Below are 16816 nucleotides of genomic sequence, written 5' to 3' on the forward strand. Positions count from 1 at the left end.
ACAAATGCACTGCATTGGGTCAATCCCACCCGTAACGCACCTTTGCGGTGCGTTATCGTCAGGTCTTAGTCACCGTAGACGTTGAAGTCGAAGTATTTCTTCGCCAGTTTGTCGTAAGTACCGTCTTTACGCAGCTCAGCAAAGGCTTTGTCGAAGGCGGCTTTCAGCTCGGTATCATCCTTACGCAGGCCAATACCGGTGCCGTCACCAAAGTATTTTTTGTCTTTCACAGACGGGCCTGCAAAGGCGAACTCTTTACCCGCAGGCTGTTTCAGAAAGCCTTCGCTTGCCGCGACTTCATCCTGGAATGCCGCATCCAGACGGCCTGCCGCCAGATCAGAGTAAATCAGATCCTGGTTCTGATAAGCCACCACGTCTACGCCTTTCTCACGCCAGTTAGCATTGGCATAGCCTTCCTGCGTCGACCCCTGCAGCACACCCACATGCTTGCCTTTCAGCGAGTCGATGGTGGGCTGAATCGGGGAACCCTTAGGCGCAATCAGGCGAGAATCCGCGGCGTAGAGCTTGTCAGAGAAGGCAATCTCCTGCTGACGTTTTTCGGTGATGGAAAGAGAAGAGATAATGGCGTCGATTTTCTTGGCTTTCAGCGACGGGATTAACGCGTCAAAGTCGCTGCCCACCCATGTGCATTTCACCGCAATGCGTTTGCACATTTCATTACCCAGATCGATATCAAACCCCACGAAATCGCCTTTCGCATCCTTGGAAGAGAATGGCGCGTAGGTTGCGTCTGTACCGATACGAACTGTCTGTGGAAGCGCTGCGTAGCTACCTGCTGCCGCACTTAACCCCACCAGCAAAGACAGAGCCAGAACCGTCTTCTTCATACATTTACCCTCAAGTACCGTGATTTTATTATGTATTGTGTTGTGTGTTGTGTTGCAGGCTTCATCTTGCAGGTCTTATGCCACATTGCCGTCTGGTTAAAACTTCGACGTTAAATATGTTAATAAAACGTTGCGATACTGCCTTAATGGTGAAAGATAGCAGGTCTGCCGAACGAACCGGAGAGAGAAAAAGGGAAAAAACGAATTAAATGTCGAGGATATGATCGCCGTTGCATAATTGCCCTGAAACAGGGCAACGTCTTTTTTCATGCACACTGTTTGTGCACAAATTCAGGCTCCCTGCCAGCGGGTGAAGAGATCGGCCGGCAGGTCGATGTCAAACTGATCGAGCACGCGGTTAACGGTCTGGTTAATCACGTCATCCAGCGAGGTCGGGCGATGATAAAACGCCGGGACCGGGGGCATGATCACCGCGCCGAGTTCGGCGGCCTGGGTCATTAAACGCAAATGGCCCAGGTGCAGCGGCGTTTCCCGCACGCAGAGCACCAGAGGACGACGCTCCTTCAGCACGACATCCGCCGCGCGGGTGACCAGGGTGTCGGTATAGCTGTGCACAATGCCGGAGAGGGTTTTAATCGAACAGGGAAGGATAACCATGCCAGCCGTTTTAAACGAGCCGGAAGAGATACTGGCAGCGATATCCCGGGCATCGTGAACGACATCCGCCAGGGCCTGCACATCGCGCAGGGAGAGATCGGTCTCCAGAGAGAGGGTCTGTCGCGCCGCCTGGCTCATTACCAGATGGGTCTCGACTTCCGCCACGTCACGCAGAACCTGTAACAGACGTACGCCGTAAATCGCGCCACTGGCGCCGCTGAGCCCAACAATGAGTCGTTTCATGATTTTCGCCCTTACTGATTTCAGGGCAGACTGTGCAGGATTTTTCGGTGAGTTGCAAGTGAGGGCGAACGCCCTCACCTGCCGAAGATTACCCTTCGTTGTGCATCTCTAAACTTTCGAGATCGTTTTGCAGCTGAACGGCTTTTGCGTCGTCATTGCGCAGCGAATCCAGATAGTCGAGGTACTGCTGGTCAACGTCTTTGGTGACATACACCCCGTTGAACACGGAGCATTCAAACTGCTGAATATCCGGGTTCTCGGCGCGCACCGCGTCGATGAGATCGTTCAGATCCTGGAAAATCAGGCCATCGGCACCGATGATCTGGCGAATTTCATCCACTTCGCGACCGTGAGCAATCAGCTCGTTGGCGGTTGGCATATCGATCCCGTACACGTTCGGGAAACGAATCTCTGGAGCCGCGGAAGCCAGGTAGACTTTCTTCGCCCCGGCTTCGCGCGCCATCTCGATAATCTGCTCTGAGGTGGTACCGCGCACGATGGAGTCATCCACCAGCAGCACGTTCTTGTCGCGGAACTCAGCACGGTTGGCGTTCAGCTTGCGGCGCACGGATTTACGGCGCAGCTGCTGGCCAGGCATGATAAAGGTACGGCCAACGTAGCGGTTCTTCACAAAGCCCTGACGGTATGGCTTATCGAGAATACGGGCGATTTCCAGCGCGATATCGCAGGAGGTTTCCGGGATAGGAATCACGACGTCGATATCGAGATCGTCCCACTCGCGGGCAATCTTCTCGCCAAGCTTGGTACCCATGTTCACGCGCGCGCTGTAGACGGAAATCTTGTCGATGAAGGAGTCCGGGCGGGCGAAGTAAACGTATTCAAACAGGCACGGGTTGCTGACCGGGTTATCGGCACACTGGCGGGTAAACAGCTGGCCTTTCTCGGTGATGTACACCGCTTCGCCCGGCGCCACGTCACGCAGGAACTCAAAGCCCAGGGTGTCCAGCGCCACGCTCTCAGAGGCAACCATATATTCGGTACGACCATCGCCGAGGTCGCGCTTGCCGAGCACCAGCGGACGAATGCCGTTTGGATCGCGGAAGGCCACCATACCGTGACCGATGATCATCGCCACGCAGGCGTAAGCACCGCGGATCTGGCGATTTGTCGCGGCAATCGCAGCAAAGATGTTGTCTGCTTCCAGCGGATAGTGGCGGAAGTTATCCAGCTCGCTGGCGAACACATTGAGCAGGATTTCAGAATCAGAGGTGGTGTTAATGTGGCGACGTTTCTCTTCGAACAGCTTTTTACGCAGCTCGTGTGCGTTGGTCAGGTTACCGTTATGCGCCAGGGTAATGCCATACGGTGAGTTGACGTAGAAAGGCTGAGCCTCAGAGGCGCTGGAACTGCCAGCAGTAGGATAACGAACGTGACCGATCCCCATATTACCTTGCAGACGCTGCATATGGCGGGCTTCAAACACATCATTTACCAGGCCATTCGCCTTGCGTAAACGGAAGCAGTTGTTTGCATCAATGGTGATGATACCCGCAGCATCCTGCCCACGGTGCTGAAGCACCGTTAACGCGTCATAAATCGACTGGTTTACCGGCATGAAACCGGCGATACCGACAATACCGCACATTCGTCTTTTCCTCGTTAAGCCACATCTCAGAACGGATTACGCTCTGGGCAAAAAACTCGACGAGCTTTGCAGATAGTCAAAGAACCATCTGATGATGAAGCTGAACTCCGGAATGAGCTGCGATTTCTGCCAGTCTTCACTTTTGGAGAACCCGGTGAAGGTATCCAGGAAGAACAGGATCGCGGCCACAATCAGCACGCCTCGTAATGCCCCGAAACAGATCCCGAGTACCCTGTCCGTTCCTGACAGACCGGTTTTCTCGACCAGCTGACCTATCACATAATTCACGATAGCGCCGACAATCAGCGTCGCGATAAACAGCACCGCGATGGCGATTCCATTTCGGACCAGTTCATCTTCAAAGCCCGTGAACCAGACAGACAGGTAAGTGTAGTAATGACTGGCGACAAAGAAAGCACAACCCCAGGTCACCAGCGATAACGCTTCACGAACAAAGCCACGGATCAGGCTAACCAGACAGGAAAAACCAATCACCGCAATGATGGCGTAATCAATCCAGACCATATATGTCCCACGATTTAACGCCCTGTCATCCAGTTCGGGGCGAATTCTAACAGAAAAAGAAAACGTTTGCGTAGGGATTTCCTTCCCGCGCGTAAATAAAAAAGGCGCTGAAAAAATGTTCAACGCCGTGGCTTATCGCCTCTCTCTTTAAGGAGCAGGTCGTACTTAGTTCGCGCTGTAGCTCATCACGACGCCGCTCAGACCGGAGATCTGCTTCAGCTCGCCGAGCGAACCTTTCAGTTTGTCTTTAGACGCTTCTGGCCCCACGAGGATACGGGTAATTTTACCCTGCACCGGCGTGGAAGGTGAAGTATAAACACGGTATCCCGCACTGCGCAGTTTACCCACCACCTCATTGACCTTGTCCGCATTTTTCAGCGCGCCAAGCTGCACAACGTAAGCTTTACCCGTTGGGGCCGCCGCGTCCTGCTGAGCCGGTTTTGCTGGCGGAGGCGTCTCTGACGCCGCGGCAAGCTGTTCTGCCGTTTTATCCCGCTGCGGTTTCGGCTGTGGTTTATCGACCGGCTTCGGTTTTTCAACCGGTTTAGGCTGCTCTACCGGCACAGGATCGATATCGTTGTTGCTCGCGGCCGCCAGACGAGACGGATCGAGTGACGGTGCTGCGGCATCGCCCGCCCGTACCTCTTCCGCCGCACCTTCCGGTGGCTGAGCGGGAAGCGCCTGCGTTGCCGCGGGCAGCATATCCGGCTCATCCCGGTCGCCCGGTTTAGGGACCAGCGGAATAGCGGCAAACTCATCCTGGTAATGCTTTTTCTGCCCGTCGAGCAACCCCGGAAGAATAATCACCCCGAGCGCGACCAGCACAATGGTTCCTGTTAAACGGTTCTGAAACTTACTCGCCACCGGTTCTCCCCGCGTCCATCACTTCCATGACATGTGCCACCGTGTGGAATGAACCACACACCAGCACGGTATCTTCTGGTTTAGCATCCGCCATCGCGGCATGCCAGGCCTGCGCCACGCTAGTGTAGATTGCGCCTATGCCGAGATGTTCCATCAGTTGCTCAGCCGTCGCGCCGCGTGGCCCCTCCAGAGGAGCACAATACCAGCTATCGACCACACTCTCCATGCAGGCCAGTGTCCCGCCGATATCTTTATCATGAAGCATACCGATAACCGCCAGCACGCGCCCGGTTTTTGGTAACGATTTGAGACGTCCCGCGAGATACGCCGCCGCATGCGGGTTGTGCGCCACATCCAGAATCAGGCGTGGTGACTCGCTGACAATCTGGAACCGCCCGGGCAGAATTGCCTGCTGTATACCGTCGCGGATCGCCTGCTCGCTCACCGCCAGCCCGCTGGCGCGAAGTGCTGCCAGAGCCGTTGCCGCGTTCGGCTGCGGCACCTGCGGCAGTGGCAGGTGCTCAAGCGTGCCCTGTGCATCGCTAAAGCGCCAGCCGTTGTCCTGAACTTCATACTGCCAGTCCACGCCGCGGCGCAGCAGACGCGCGCCCTTCTCGTTTGCGACATCCGCAATGGTGTGCGGTATATCCGGCTCGCCGACAACCGCCGGCTTATTCGCCCGGAAAATGCCGGCCTTCTCGCGGCCAATGCTTTCACGATCCGGCCCCAGCCAGTCGACATGGTCCAGCGCAATGCTGGTGACCACCGCCACATCCGCATCGACCATATTGGTGGCATCAAGACGTCCGCCGAGGCCGACCTCCAGGATTACCACATCCAGTTGTGCCTGTTTGAACAGCCACAGCGCCGACAGGGTGCCGTATTCAAAATAGGTTAATGAAATTTCACCGCGTGCGGCTTCAATTTCCGCGAACGACGCGGTATGCGCCGATTCCGGCAGTTCGCTGTTCTGCACGCGAACGCGCTCGGTGTAGCGTACCAGGTGTGGAGAGCTGTAAACGCCTACCCTGTAACCCGCAGCCATCAGAACAGATTCCAGCGTACGGCAGGTGGTGCCTTTGCCGTTGGTGCCTGCGACGGTGAATACGAAAGGCGCCGGTTTTAGCACATCAAGTCGCGCAGCAACCTGGCTTACGCGCTCAAGGCCCATATCGATGGTTTTACTGTGCAGGTTTTCCAGATAAGAAAGCCACGCGGCCAGGGGCGACGTGGCTTGGGGAATGCTTTTATTTTCCATAATGCCCGGTTGTCATTAACAGATTAGAAAGCAAAAGGGCAGCGCCAGCTGGCCCTGCCCTTTTCAGTTATCAGGCCTCGGGTTCCTGATCCGGTACCACCACGCCTTCGCGCGGCTCATCCGGGTTCGGCGCTGGCAGATTCATCAGCTTCGCCAGGATGCGCGCCAGCTTCAGGCGCATTTCCGGACGGCGGACGATCATGTCGATGGCACCTTTCTCGATGAGGAACTCACTGCGCTGGAAACCAGGCGGCAGTTTTTCACGAACGGTCTGTTCGATAACGCGAGGACCCGCAAAGCCGATCAGCGCTTTTGGCTCAGCGATGTTCAGATCGCCCAGCATCGCGAAGCTTGCAGAGACGCCGCCCATGGTTGGGTCGGTCAGCACGGAGATATACGGCAGACCGCGCTCCTGCATTTTCGCCAGCGCAGCAGAGGTTTTCGCCATCTGCATCAGAGACATCAGGGCTTCCTGCATACGCGCCCCGCCGGAGGCAGAGAAGCAGATCAGCGGACAGTTATCTTCCAGCGCCTGCTCAACGGCACGCACAAAGCGCGCACCAACCACGGAGCCCATTGAGCCGCCCATAAAGGAGAACTCAAACGCAGCGGCAACAACCGGCATCTCATGCAGGGTGCCTTTCATCACCACCAGCGCGTCTTTCTCGCCGGTCTCTTTCTGTGCAGAGGCCAGACGATCTTTATATTTTTTGGAGTCGCGGAACTTCAGCACGTCTTTTGGCTCAAGCTCGCTGCCCAGTTCTACCAGAGAACCTTCGTCCAGCAGGCTATGCAGGCGGTTGCGCGCCGACATACGCATATGGTGGTCACACTTCGGACACACCTCAAGGTTGCGTTCCAGCTCTGCGCGATACAGAACCTGGCCGCAGCTATCACACTTCGTCCATACCCCTTCAGGAATGCTCGCTTTGCGCGTTGGGGTAATGTTGCTTTTAATTCGTTCAATCCAGCTCATTGATAACCTTTCTGCCTGAACCTGGTCGTATGCCAGTTTTGCTATAAGAGGCGAATAATGCCATTTTTGCCTCCAACAGACCATGAATGTTGCACATTAAAACATAACAGCCCGAAACTTTGGATAAAAAAGTGGTCGAACCGCCAGTGTGCATTTACTTCGCTTGTTTTGCCGCCGCACGTTTGTGACGAATAATTTCGATAACGCCCGGCAGGACGGAAAGCACAATAATCGCTACAATCAGTAACTTAAGATTTTCCTGAACCACCGGGAGATCGCCAAACAGATAGCCAGCATAGGTAAACAGCAGTACCCACAGCAGCGCGCCCACCACGTTATAGGCTGCAAAATGACGATAGGACATATGCCCCATTCCCGCCACAAACGGTGCGAATGTACGCACAATAGGCACAAATCGCGCAAGGATAATGGTTTTTCCACCATGGCGTTCATAAAACGCATGGGTTTTGTCCAGATAGCTGCGACGGAAAATTTTCGAATCCGGATTGCTGAACAGCCGCTCACCGAACACGCGACCAATAGTGTAGTTGACCGCGTCACCGACAATCGCGGCAATCACCATCAGTACCACCATAAGATGCACGTTCAGATCGTTGGTGGGTAACGCCGACAACGCCCCGGCGACAAACAGCAGTGAATCGCCCGGCAGGAAGGGGGTAACGACCAGACCGGTTTCACAAAACAGAATGAGGAACAGAATGGCATAAACCCAGACGCCATACTGCGCGACCAGCTCTGCCAGGTGAACATCAATATGCAGGATGAAATCAATCAAAAAACGAATTACGTCCATATTGTCTAAGCCTTAATTGCACCTTTATTTAGTCCGCTAAAAAGAGCGGCCCCATTGGCGGTTTCGGCAGGTCAAACCGATCCGGATAGTCTACCGAGACCAGATACAACCCTTCCGCTTTCGCCGTGGCTGCCGCAAGCGTTCTGTCCTTCGCTGCCAGCAGGTCTGCAATCCAGCTCTCCGGCTGGTGTCCGGCACCCACTTCCATCAGGCTGCCCACAATATTCCGCACCATATGATGTACAAAGGCATTGGCTTTGATATCTACCACCACATACGCGCCAAAACGGCTGACGTTTATGTGCATGACGTTACGCCACGGCGTGCGGGACTGACACTGCACCGCACGAAATGAGGTAAAGTCATTTTCACCAATCAGACACTGCGCCGCACGATGCATGCGTTCCGCATCGAGCGGTTCATAAAAATGCGTCACGCCCTGGCTTAACACCGCCGGACGCAGACGCTGGTTGTAGATGACATAACGGTAACGACGCGCCGTGGCGCTGAAGCGCGCATGAAAATCATCCGGTACAGCTTTCACCCAGCGCACAGCAATGTCACCAGGTAAATTCGCATTTACACCCAGCGTCCAGGCGGCATCTTTACGCACCGCGGTGGTTTCAAAGTGCACCACCTGCCCCGTCCCGTGGACACCGGCGTCAGTGCGCCCCGCGCACAGGACGTTGATCGGCTCGTTTGCCACCTGAGAAAGCGCTTTCTCCAGCTTTTCCTGGACGCTACGCACCTCATTCTGACGCTGCCAGCCATAATATTTACTGCCGTCGTACTCGATACCGAGGGCAATTTTATGAACCGGCTTTTGATCCACTGCGGACATCAGTACAGGTACTCCTGCACCAGTTTTTCAGCGATCTTCACCGCCATCAGCGCGCCGCCAAAGCGGACGTTATCGGCAACAGACCAGAACTGAACCTGCTCCGGCATACCGTAATCGTTACGCACGCAGCCGACAGAGAGGTGCGCGCTTCCGGTAGCGTCACCCACCTGGGTCGGGAACTCGCGCTCTTCGGAAAGCACAATGTCTTCACCGCGGCCAAACGCATCACGCGCCTCTTCCGCCGCCAGCGGGCGTAGCGCCTCAAAACTCACCATCTGCGCGTGACCGTAAAATACCGGGGACTGCACAACGTTTGCGGAGATCATCAGGCCATCGTCCTGCAGAATTTTACGCGCTTCGTCCACGATACGGCGCTCTTCGCGCACGGAGCCCTGATTATCTGGCAGCATCGGCAGCATGTTGAACGCCAGCTGGCGACCAAAGAAATCATCTTCGTCAATCGGGATGCCGTTCAGCAGCTTCGCGCTCTGCCCTGCCAGCGCATCGACGGCCTTTTTGCCGTTCGCGGACACGGAAAGCAGGCTGGTGACGGCAATGCGCGACAGGCCACCGTCGTCGATCAGCGGTTTCAGGGCCGTCAGCAGCTGACTGGTCAGGCTGTCAGGTACCGCGATGATGTTGCGGTTACGGTAGTCGGCCAGCACGAACGGGTTCACGTCCGGCACCACCAACGGCACGTCCGGCTCCAGAGCGAACAGGCCGCTCAGGTCGATCACCAGACAGCCGGCGTTGGTCGCCTCTTCAATGTACGCCGCCGTGGCTTCAGCGCCCGCGGCGAAAAACGCCAGCTGCGCCTGCGTCCAGTCGAACACGGCGGCATCCTGGACCATGACGGATTTACTGTTAAAACGCAGATGCTCACCCGCGCTGTCGGTACGCGCCAGCGCATAGATATCGCCCACCGGGAACTGACGCTCAGCAAGGGTTTCGAGCAGGGCTTCGCCCACGGCACCCGTGGCACCTAAAATGGCAATGTTCCAGCCTTCAGACATGGTGGTTTACTCCAGAAATAAAAAAGCGTCCCTGTCGGAGTATCCGACAGGGAGCATTAAGAAGACATTAATGCGCCGGGTGATGAACGGCGTTAAAACCCAGCTTGTGCAGCAGCGTCGCCGCCGGGGCGTCATCGCACATCACATACAGGGAAGACCACTCGCGACGCTCAACGTAGTGCTTGCGCAGCTTATCAAACTCACCCGGGATCCCCGCCACTTTACGCAGCAGCGCATCATCGCGGCGCACATCATACACCAAATGCACCAGCCTTTTCAGCGTTGCCTGATCGAGCGGACCGTGCAGGGTAATACGGCCAAATTCAGGCGCGGGGAGTAAGGTATCCAGCGCCACCAGCTGCGGGTGGCCAATAAAGGCGCTGTAGGCCTCGAAGACCTGCGTCGTACCGCGCGCTTTCCCCTCAAGCGTATAACCCGCGATATGTGCGGTCGCAACGTCCACCCTGTGCAGCAGCGCAACGTTGAGTTCCGGCTCTGGTTCCCAGACGTCCAGCACCACGCTGAGATCCTGTCCCGCTTCCAGACATTTCAGCAGCGCGGCGTTATCCACCACCGGACCACGGCAGGCATTTATCAGAATAGTGCCAGCCTTCAGACGGCGGATCAGCGCCTCGTCAGCCAGATGCAAAGTCTTATACGGCCCCTCTTTAAACAGCGGTGTGTGGAAAGTCAGGACATCGCACTGTTCAACCAGCTCATCCAGCGAGCGGAAATCCCCCTCCTCGCCGTTGTCTTTGCGCGGCGGATCGCACAGCAGCGTGCGGATCCCTAACGCTTCCAGGCGCTTTTGCAGGCGTCCGCCAACGTTGCCCACGCCGACAATCCCCACCGTGCGGTCTTTCAGCGCAAAACCGTCGCGCTCGGCCAGCATCAGCAGCGAGGAGAAAACATATTCCACGACGGCAATGGCGTTACAGCCCGGCGCGGCGGAAAAACCGATCCCGGCCTGCGCAAGCCATTTATCATCCACATGATCGGTCCCTGCCGTTGCGGTCCCGACGAACTTGATCCCTTTACCGGCGAGCAGTGCCTCATTTACTTTGGTCACCGAGCGCACCATCAGCGCGTCTGCGTCATCCAGTTCGTTGACCGGGATCGGGCGACCAGGGACAGCCTTCACGTTACCCAGGCGGCTAAACAGCTCACGGGCATAAGGCATATTTTCATCAACGAGGATTTTCACGTCTGAGTACCTGTTTGAGAGGAAGAAAACCTGCCAAGTGTGCCATAATCTGGCCGCCAGGCATATACGTATGCCAGGTTTACGCTGAGTTTTGACTTTAAGGATTTTTGACGATGCAGCCCATTTCAGGTACGCCGCCGCGCCCTCCGGGTGAAGGCCCTGTCACGCAAAACGTTGCCGGTGAACAACCGCTATCCACGCAACAGCGCACCGTGCTGGAGCGCCTGATCACGCGCCTGATTGCGCTGACTTCGCAGCAAAATGCGGAAGTCTGGGCCGGGGTAAAGCATGACCTGGGTATGAGAAACGACGCGCCGCTCCAGTCGCGCCACTTCCCTGCCGCTGAGCAAAACCTGAACCAGCGTATTACCACCGCGCAGCAGAACCACACCACGCGCCAGATTGTCGCGCAGCTGACGGAGCTGTTGGGCCAGGGGAATAACCGCCAGGCGGTGAGTGATTTTATTCGCCAGCAGTATGGTCAGACCGCTCTGGGTCAGCTGACGCCGGAGCAGCTTAAAACGGTGCTGACGCTGCTGCAGAATAATGAGCTCTCTATTCCACAGCCTCAGGTGCGTCCGTCGACCGAACGCTCGCTGCTGCCTGCCGAGCACAACACGCTTAAGCAGATGGTGACCAAGCTTGCCGCGGCCACCGGCGAACCGACGAAGCTTATCTGGCAATCCATGCTGGAGTTGTCCGGCGTGAAGGCGGGCGAGCTGATCCCCGCAAAACAGTTTACCCATCTGGTAACCTGGCTGCAGGCGCGCCAGACGCTCAGCACCCAGAGCGCCCCTACCCTGCATACCGTTCAGGCTGCGCTTAAACAGCCGCTGGAACCGCATGAGTTTGAGATGATTCGGGACTATGCCCAGCAAAACTGGCAGGCCACCCCGCAAACGGTTCTGACCACCGCGCAGGTGCAGGATGTGCTCAATCAGATCTTCGTTCGCCGCGCCGAGCGCGAAGGCGGCGTACCGGAGGTGAGAGATATTCAGCCGATCTACAGCCCGCTGTTTGCGCCGGTTGTGGAGACGTTCAGAACCCTCTCTGCGCGTCCGGGATTGCTGTTTATTGCGTTACTGATTGCACTGGCGATTTTCTGGCTGGTTGCCTGAGGATTTGCCCGGTGGCGCTACGCTTACCGGGCCTACAACGCCCCGAACCGTAGGCCGGGTAAGGCGCAGCCGCCACCCGGCAACAACGGCTCACGTTCTACGAAACGCCACCAGCGTCACCACAATCCCCACCACTGCGGAAACCGCACCGGCCAGGAAGACGGACGGATAGCCAAACGACGTCGCTAACAGCCCGGCCAGCGGCCCGGTTACGCCGTATGAGATATCCTGAAACGCCGCATAACCGCCGAGCGCCGTACCGCGCACCTGTGGGGCCACGCGCTTCACCACTTCCACACCAAGTGCCGGGAAAATCAGAGAACAGCCGCAGCCGGTCAGCGCCGCGCCAAGCAGCGCAACGGATGCCGCGGGTGCATTCCACAACAGCAGAAGACCGATAGTTTCAATGACCAGCGACGCCACCGCCACCTTCACACCGCCAAAGCGATCCGGCATCCAGCCGAAGAATACGCGCATCAGCACAAACGCACCGCCAAACGCGGTGAGCGTAAAGCCGGCCATCGCCCAGCCACGGCTCATAAAATAGAGCGAGACGAAGGTACCAATTACCGCAAAGCCCACGCCCTGCAGCGCCAGGCCAAGACCCGGCTGCCAGATTTGGCCGACCACGCTCCACAGGGAAGGACGCTCACCTTTGTGCGCGGGCACTTTACGCACCGAGCCGTTAAAGGCCCACGCCAGCAGCGGCAGCAGCATGGTGGTGGCCGCAAGCGTCGCAAACCCAAACTGGCTATTGATGAGCAGCCCAAGCGGCGCACCGGCGGCCAGGGCGCCATAGATAGCCATGCCGTTCCAGGACATCACCTTACCGGAACGGGCGGGCCCCACCAGCCCCATTCCCCAGGTCAGGGTGCCGGTCAACAACTGGCTTTCACCAAAACCGAGGATTAAACGGCCCAGCACCAGCAGAGCAAATTTATACGCCGCGTCTACCGGCAGGAGCGCGGCCAGCAGCCATGCGCCGCCCGCCAGCCCGCAGGCAAACATTCCCTGGAGCGCTGAGCGTTTCGCACCGTGCTGATCCGCCAGTCGCCCGGCGTAGCCGCGGGTTAATACCGTGGCTAAAAACTGAATACCTACAGCGATGCCAACCATAGTGTTGCCATACCCGAGCTCCTGATGAACGAACAGCGGGATCACCGGCAGCGGCAGGCCAACGGTCATATAGGTCAGGAATACCGCAAAAGCGATACGGAACAGCGAGACATTCGCTGAAGAGGTTGTTTCTGTTTGAGTGACTGCAGTCATGCTTTACTCCGAAATGAAGAGTAAGGCGGGGAAATGCCACGCCCCCTCTACCTGTTTACCAGGATTAAGGTGCGTTGGTTGACGTTAAACGCTTACGCATTATCGTGAGGATAATGTTGAGATGTGAAGTTTGCCTGTGCAATCAGCCGCTTGTCAATGCATAAAAAAAAGGGAGCCTTATGGCTCCCCTTTCGAATCAAACATAAAACTTATGCTTTGTACTTACGCATCACCAGCGTGGCGTTAGTACCACCAAAACCGAAGCTGTTGGACATGACAGTAGTCAGTGTCGCTTCCGTTGGTTTGGTCACGATGTTCAGGCCAGCCGCCTGCTCATCCATCTCTTCAATGTTGATACTTGGAGCGATAAAGCCATTTTCCAGCATCAGCAGAGAGTAGATCGCTTCCTGCACGCCCGCCGCACCCAGAGAGTGACCGGTCATGGCTTTGGTCGCGGAGATCGCCGGGCTGTTGTCGCCGAACACTTCGCGGATCGCCCCAAGCTCTTTCACGTCGCCTACAGGCGTAGAGGTACCGTGGGAGTTCAGGTAGTCGATTGGGGTATCAACGCCGTGCATCGCCATCTTCATGCAACGTACCGCACCTTCGCCGGATGGCGCAACCATGTCGGCGCCGTCAGAAGTGGCACCGTAGCCCACGATCTCAGCGTAGATGTGCGCGCCACGTGCCAGCGCGTGCTCCAGCTCTTCAACCACAACCATACCGCCGCCGCCAGCGATAACGAAACCGTCACGGTGTGCGTCATAGGTACGGGAGGCTTTATCTGGCGTCTCGTTGTATTTGGTGGACAGTGCGCCCATGGCGTCGAATTCACAGGCCATTTCCCAGCCCAGCTCCTCGCCGCCGCCAGCAAATACGATGTCCTGTTTACCCAGCTGGATCTGCTCAACCGCATTACCGATGCAGTGCGCGGAAGTCGCACACGCGGAGCTGATGGAGTAGTTCACACCGTGAATTTTGAACGGGGTCGCCAGGCACGCGGAAACCGCAGAACCCATGGCTTTCGTCACCACGTACGGACCTACCGCTTTCAGACCACGCGGGCTACGCATTGCGTCAGCACCGAATACCTGCGCTTTTGAGGAGCCGCCGGAGCCGGCGATCAGACCCACGCGCGGGTTGTTCTGATAAACCTCTTCACTCAGGCCGGAATCTTTGATCGCTTCCTGCATGGAGAGATAAGCATAAATAGAGGCATCGTTCATGAAACGAACCACTTTGCGGTCAATCAAACCGGTGGTGTCCAGTTTGACGTTACCCCATACGTGGCTACGCATACCTGAATCTTTAAACTCTTCAGAGAAAGTGATCCCGGAGCGTCCTTCACGCAGAGATGCCAGGACTTCCTGCTGGTTATTACCGATGCTGGAAACAATGCCCAGGCCAGTAATCACTGCACGTTTCATTCAATACCTCTGTAAGTCGCACTATAGTAAGTTTCGAGTCGCACAATAGCGTACACTTGTACGCCGAACAAGTCCGATCAGACATTTTCTGCGGAAATTTGCACCGATGGACTCACATCGTTAAGATCGTGCCACTGCCTGTCAGACGAGTAACTTACGTGAAACAAAACGCTATACAACCCGCCAACCTCGAATTCAACGCTGAGGGTACACCTGTTTCCCGAGATTTTGATGACGTCTATTTTTCTAATGATAACGGACTGGAAGAAACCCGTTATGTTTTCCTCGACGGAAACCAGCTCAATACCCGCTTCCCGGCCCATCCACGGAGCCTGTTTGTGGTGGCGGAGAGCGGGTTCGGCACCGGGCTGAATTTTTTAACCCTCTGGCAGGCGTTCGATCGGTTTCACGCTGCACATCCTGAGGCTACGCTACAAAGATTACATTTCATCAGTTTTGAAAAATTCCCGCTCACCGCGCACGACCTGCGGCTTGCCCATCAGCGCTGGCCGGAGCTTGCAACCTGGGCAGAGCAGCTTCAGGCGCAGTGGCCGCCCCACATCGGCGGCTGCCATCGCCTGATCCTGGATGGTGGACGCGTCACGCTGGACCTCTGGCTGGGCGACATCAACGATCTGACCGACAAGCTTGATGATTCGATGAATCAGAAGGTGGACGCATGGTTCCTTGACGGTTTTGCTCCCGCCAAAAACCCGGATATGTGGAGCCAGCATCTGTTTAACGCGATGGCGCGACTGGCGCGCCCTGGCGCGACGCTCGCCACCTTCACCTCGGCAGGCTTTGTCCGCCGCGGGTTGCAGGAGGCGGGCTTTACCATGCAGAAGACCAAAGGTTTCGGCCGCAAGCGTGACATGCTGGTCGGCAGAATGGAGCACTCGCTGGATATCCCGGCCAGTACGCCCTGGTTTGCACGCCGTGCCAGCGCATCCCGTGAGGTTGCAATCATTGGCGGGGGGATTGCCAGTGCCCTGCTCTCGCTCGCGCTTATCCACCGTGGCTGGCAAGTCACGCTCTACTGTGCTGACGACGCGCCTGCAAACGGCGCCTCCGGCAACCGCCAGGGCGCGCTCTATCCACTTTTAAGCGCGCATGACCCGGCGCTGTTCCAGTTTTTCCCGGCGGCGTTTACCTTCGCCCGTCGCCTGTATGACGCCCTTCCAGTGGCATTCGACCACGACTGGTGCGGCGTCACGCAGCTCGCCTGGGATGAGAAGAGCCAGCAAAAAATCACCCAAATGCTGTCGCTGGGCCTGCCTGACGAGATTGCCCGCCCGGTGAGCGCACCGCAGGTGGCAGAAAGCGCTGGCGTAGAGACGCACTGCGGCGGCATTCAGTACCCCCTCGGCGGCTGGCTGTGCCCGGCAGAACTGACCACCGCGGTCATTGCCCTGGCGCAGTCGCGCGGACTGACAGTGCACTATGCCCACAACGTGGAATCACTCAGCCGGACAGAACAGTGGGATCTGCATTTTGCCGATGGCAACACGGCGCACCATGCCAGCGTCGTTCTCGCCAACGGGCACCACATCAGCCAGTTTATCCAGACAGCGACGTTACCGGTGTATCCGGTCGGCGGTCAGGTGAGCCATATTCCTTCGACGCCTGAGTTGGGCAAACTGCGCCAGGTGCTGTGCTATGACGGCTACCTGACGCCGCAGAATCCGTCTAACGGTCACCACTGCATCGGGGCCAGCTATCATCGCGGCGAAACGGATATGCGCTACAGTGAGGCGGATCAGGCGCGAAACCGTCAGCGCCTGCTTGACTGTTTCCCGGATGCAGCGTGGGCGAAAACGGTTGACGTCAGTGCCGGAGACGCGCGCTGCGGCGTGCGCTGTGCCACCCGCGATCATCTGCCGATGGCGGGAAACGTGCCGGACTACGACGCCACGCTTGCGGTCTATTCGGATCTGGCTGAACATCAGGAAACGGCAGTGACTTCACCGGTCTACCCGGAACTGTTTATGCTGGGCGGGCTGGGTTCGCGCGGGATCTGTTCTGCACCGCTGCTGGCTGAAGTATTAGCCGCGCAAATGAGCGACGAGCCGATTCCGCTGGACAGGGTTACGCTTGCGGGACTGAATCCGAATCGCTTGTGGGTGCGGAAGCTGCTGAAGGGGAAAATGGTTAAGTAAGTGCGGTCAAATCTCCTCACCGTAACCCTCTCCCCA

Annotated in this window: 15 protein-coding genes; 2 read left to right on the top strand and 13 right to left on the bottom strand. The window is 57.0% G+C overall.

All coding sequences use genetic code 11. The features are described 5' to 3' along the window. Positions 1-65: 65 nt before the first annotated feature. The 11 genes from argT to pdxB all read right to left on the bottom strand — a co-directional run bounded on the left by argT (position 66) and on the right by pdxB (position 10810). Positions 66-848: a lysine/arginine/ornithine ABC transporter substrate-binding protein ArgT gene (gene argT, locus C5687_RS08315; protein WP_025757162.1), complete on the bottom strand. Its 783-nt coding sequence runs from the start codon at positions 846-848 to the stop codon at positions 66-68. A gap of 291 nt (positions 849-1139) precedes the next feature. Further along, on the bottom strand, positions 1140-1709 hold the full coding sequence (locus tag C5687_RS08320) for a UbiX family flavin prenyltransferase (RefSeq protein WP_104556728.1): 570 nt from the start codon (positions 1707-1709) through the stop codon (positions 1140-1142). 88 nt (positions 1710-1797) lie between these two features. Next, positions 1798-3315, bottom strand: a complete 1518-nt coding sequence (purF, locus tag C5687_RS08325; RefSeq protein ID WP_045285794.1) for an amidophosphoribosyltransferase — start codon at positions 3313-3315, stop codon at positions 1798-1800. Between the two features lie 36 nt (positions 3316-3351). After that, positions 3352-3840: a colicin V production protein gene (cvpA, locus tag C5687_RS08330; RefSeq protein ID WP_000262116.1), complete on the bottom strand. Its 489-nt coding sequence runs from the start codon at positions 3838-3840 to the stop codon at positions 3352-3354. 165 nt (positions 3841-4005) lie between these two features. After that, on the bottom strand, positions 4006-4704 hold the full coding sequence (dedD, locus tag C5687_RS08335; protein ID WP_025757159.1) for a cell division protein DedD: 699 nt from the start codon (positions 4702-4704) through the stop codon (positions 4006-4008). Further along, the gene (gene folC, locus C5687_RS08340; protein WP_104556729.1) at positions 4694-5962 is read right to left on the bottom strand and encodes a bifunctional tetrahydrofolate synthase/dihydrofolate synthase; all 1269 of its coding nucleotides are present in this window, start codon (positions 5960-5962) and stop codon (positions 4694-4696) included. Before folC ends, dedD begins: the two co-directional genes overlap by 11 nt. 70 nt (positions 5963-6032) lie before the next feature. Continuing rightward, positions 6033-6938: an acetyl-CoA carboxylase, carboxyltransferase subunit beta gene (accD, locus tag C5687_RS08345; protein ID WP_025757157.1), complete on the bottom strand. Its 906-nt coding sequence runs from the start codon at positions 6936-6938 to the stop codon at positions 6033-6035. Between the two features lie 154 nt (positions 6939-7092). Further along, on the bottom strand, positions 7093-7752 hold the full coding sequence (locus tag C5687_RS08350; protein ID WP_039263236.1) for a DedA family protein: 660 nt from the start codon (positions 7750-7752) through the stop codon (positions 7093-7095). A gap of 28 nt (positions 7753-7780) precedes the next feature. Next, entirely contained in the window at positions 7781-8593 is an 813-nt protein-coding gene (gene truA, locus C5687_RS08355; RefSeq protein ID WP_025757155.1) for a tRNA pseudouridine(38-40) synthase TruA, read from the bottom strand. After that, positions 8593-9606: an aspartate-semialdehyde dehydrogenase gene (locus tag C5687_RS08360; protein ID WP_095441323.1), complete on the bottom strand. Its 1014-nt coding sequence runs from the start codon at positions 9604-9606 to the stop codon at positions 8593-8595. The genes truA and C5687_RS08360 overlap by 1 nt, the downstream gene beginning before the upstream one ends. A gap of 67 nt (positions 9607-9673) precedes the next feature. Beyond that, positions 9674-10810: a 4-phosphoerythronate dehydrogenase PdxB gene (gene pdxB, locus C5687_RS08365; RefSeq protein ID WP_104556730.1), complete on the bottom strand. Its 1137-nt coding sequence runs from the start codon at positions 10808-10810 to the stop codon at positions 9674-9676. Positions 10811-10923: 113 nt separating this feature from the next. Here pdxB and flk point away from each other — a divergent pair, with 113 nt between their 5' ends. Beyond that, on the top strand, positions 10924-11928 hold the full coding sequence (gene flk, locus C5687_RS08370) for a flagella biosynthesis regulator Flk (protein WP_045285799.1): 1005 nt from the start codon (positions 10924-10926) through the stop codon (positions 11926-11928). Between the two features lie 90 nt (positions 11929-12018). Here the strand turns inward: flk and C5687_RS08380 are convergent, their stop codons facing one another. Together C5687_RS08380 and fabB are read right to left on the bottom strand one after the other, a co-directional pair. Next, positions 12019-13197, bottom strand: coding sequence for an MFS transporter (locus C5687_RS08380; protein ID WP_104556731.1), 1179 nt, complete (start codon positions 13195-13197; stop codon positions 12019-12021). 209 nt (positions 13198-13406) lie between these two features. Further along, complete coding sequence (fabB, locus tag C5687_RS08385) at positions 13407-14624, bottom strand: beta-ketoacyl-ACP synthase I (protein WP_025757150.1); 1218 nt, start codon at positions 14622-14624, stop codon at positions 13407-13409. A 158-nt stretch (positions 14625-14782) separates the two neighbouring features. On the opposite strand from fabB, the gene mnmC reads away from it, so the two are divergent. Continuing rightward, positions 14783-16780, top strand: a complete 1998-nt coding sequence (gene mnmC / locus C5687_RS08390) for a bifunctional tRNA (5-methylaminomethyl-2-thiouridine)(34)-methyltransferase MnmC2/FAD-dependent 5-carboxymethylaminomethyl-2-thiouridine(34) oxidoreductase MnmC1 (protein WP_104556732.1) — start codon at positions 14783-14785, stop codon at positions 16778-16780. The last annotated feature ends 36 nt before the right edge of the window (positions 16781-16816 follow it).

Origin of the sequence: Enterobacter sichuanensis, from assembly GCF_002939185.1 — a bacterium.
GTDB lineage: Bacteria > Pseudomonadota > Gammaproteobacteria > Enterobacterales > Enterobacteriaceae > Enterobacter > Enterobacter sichuanensis.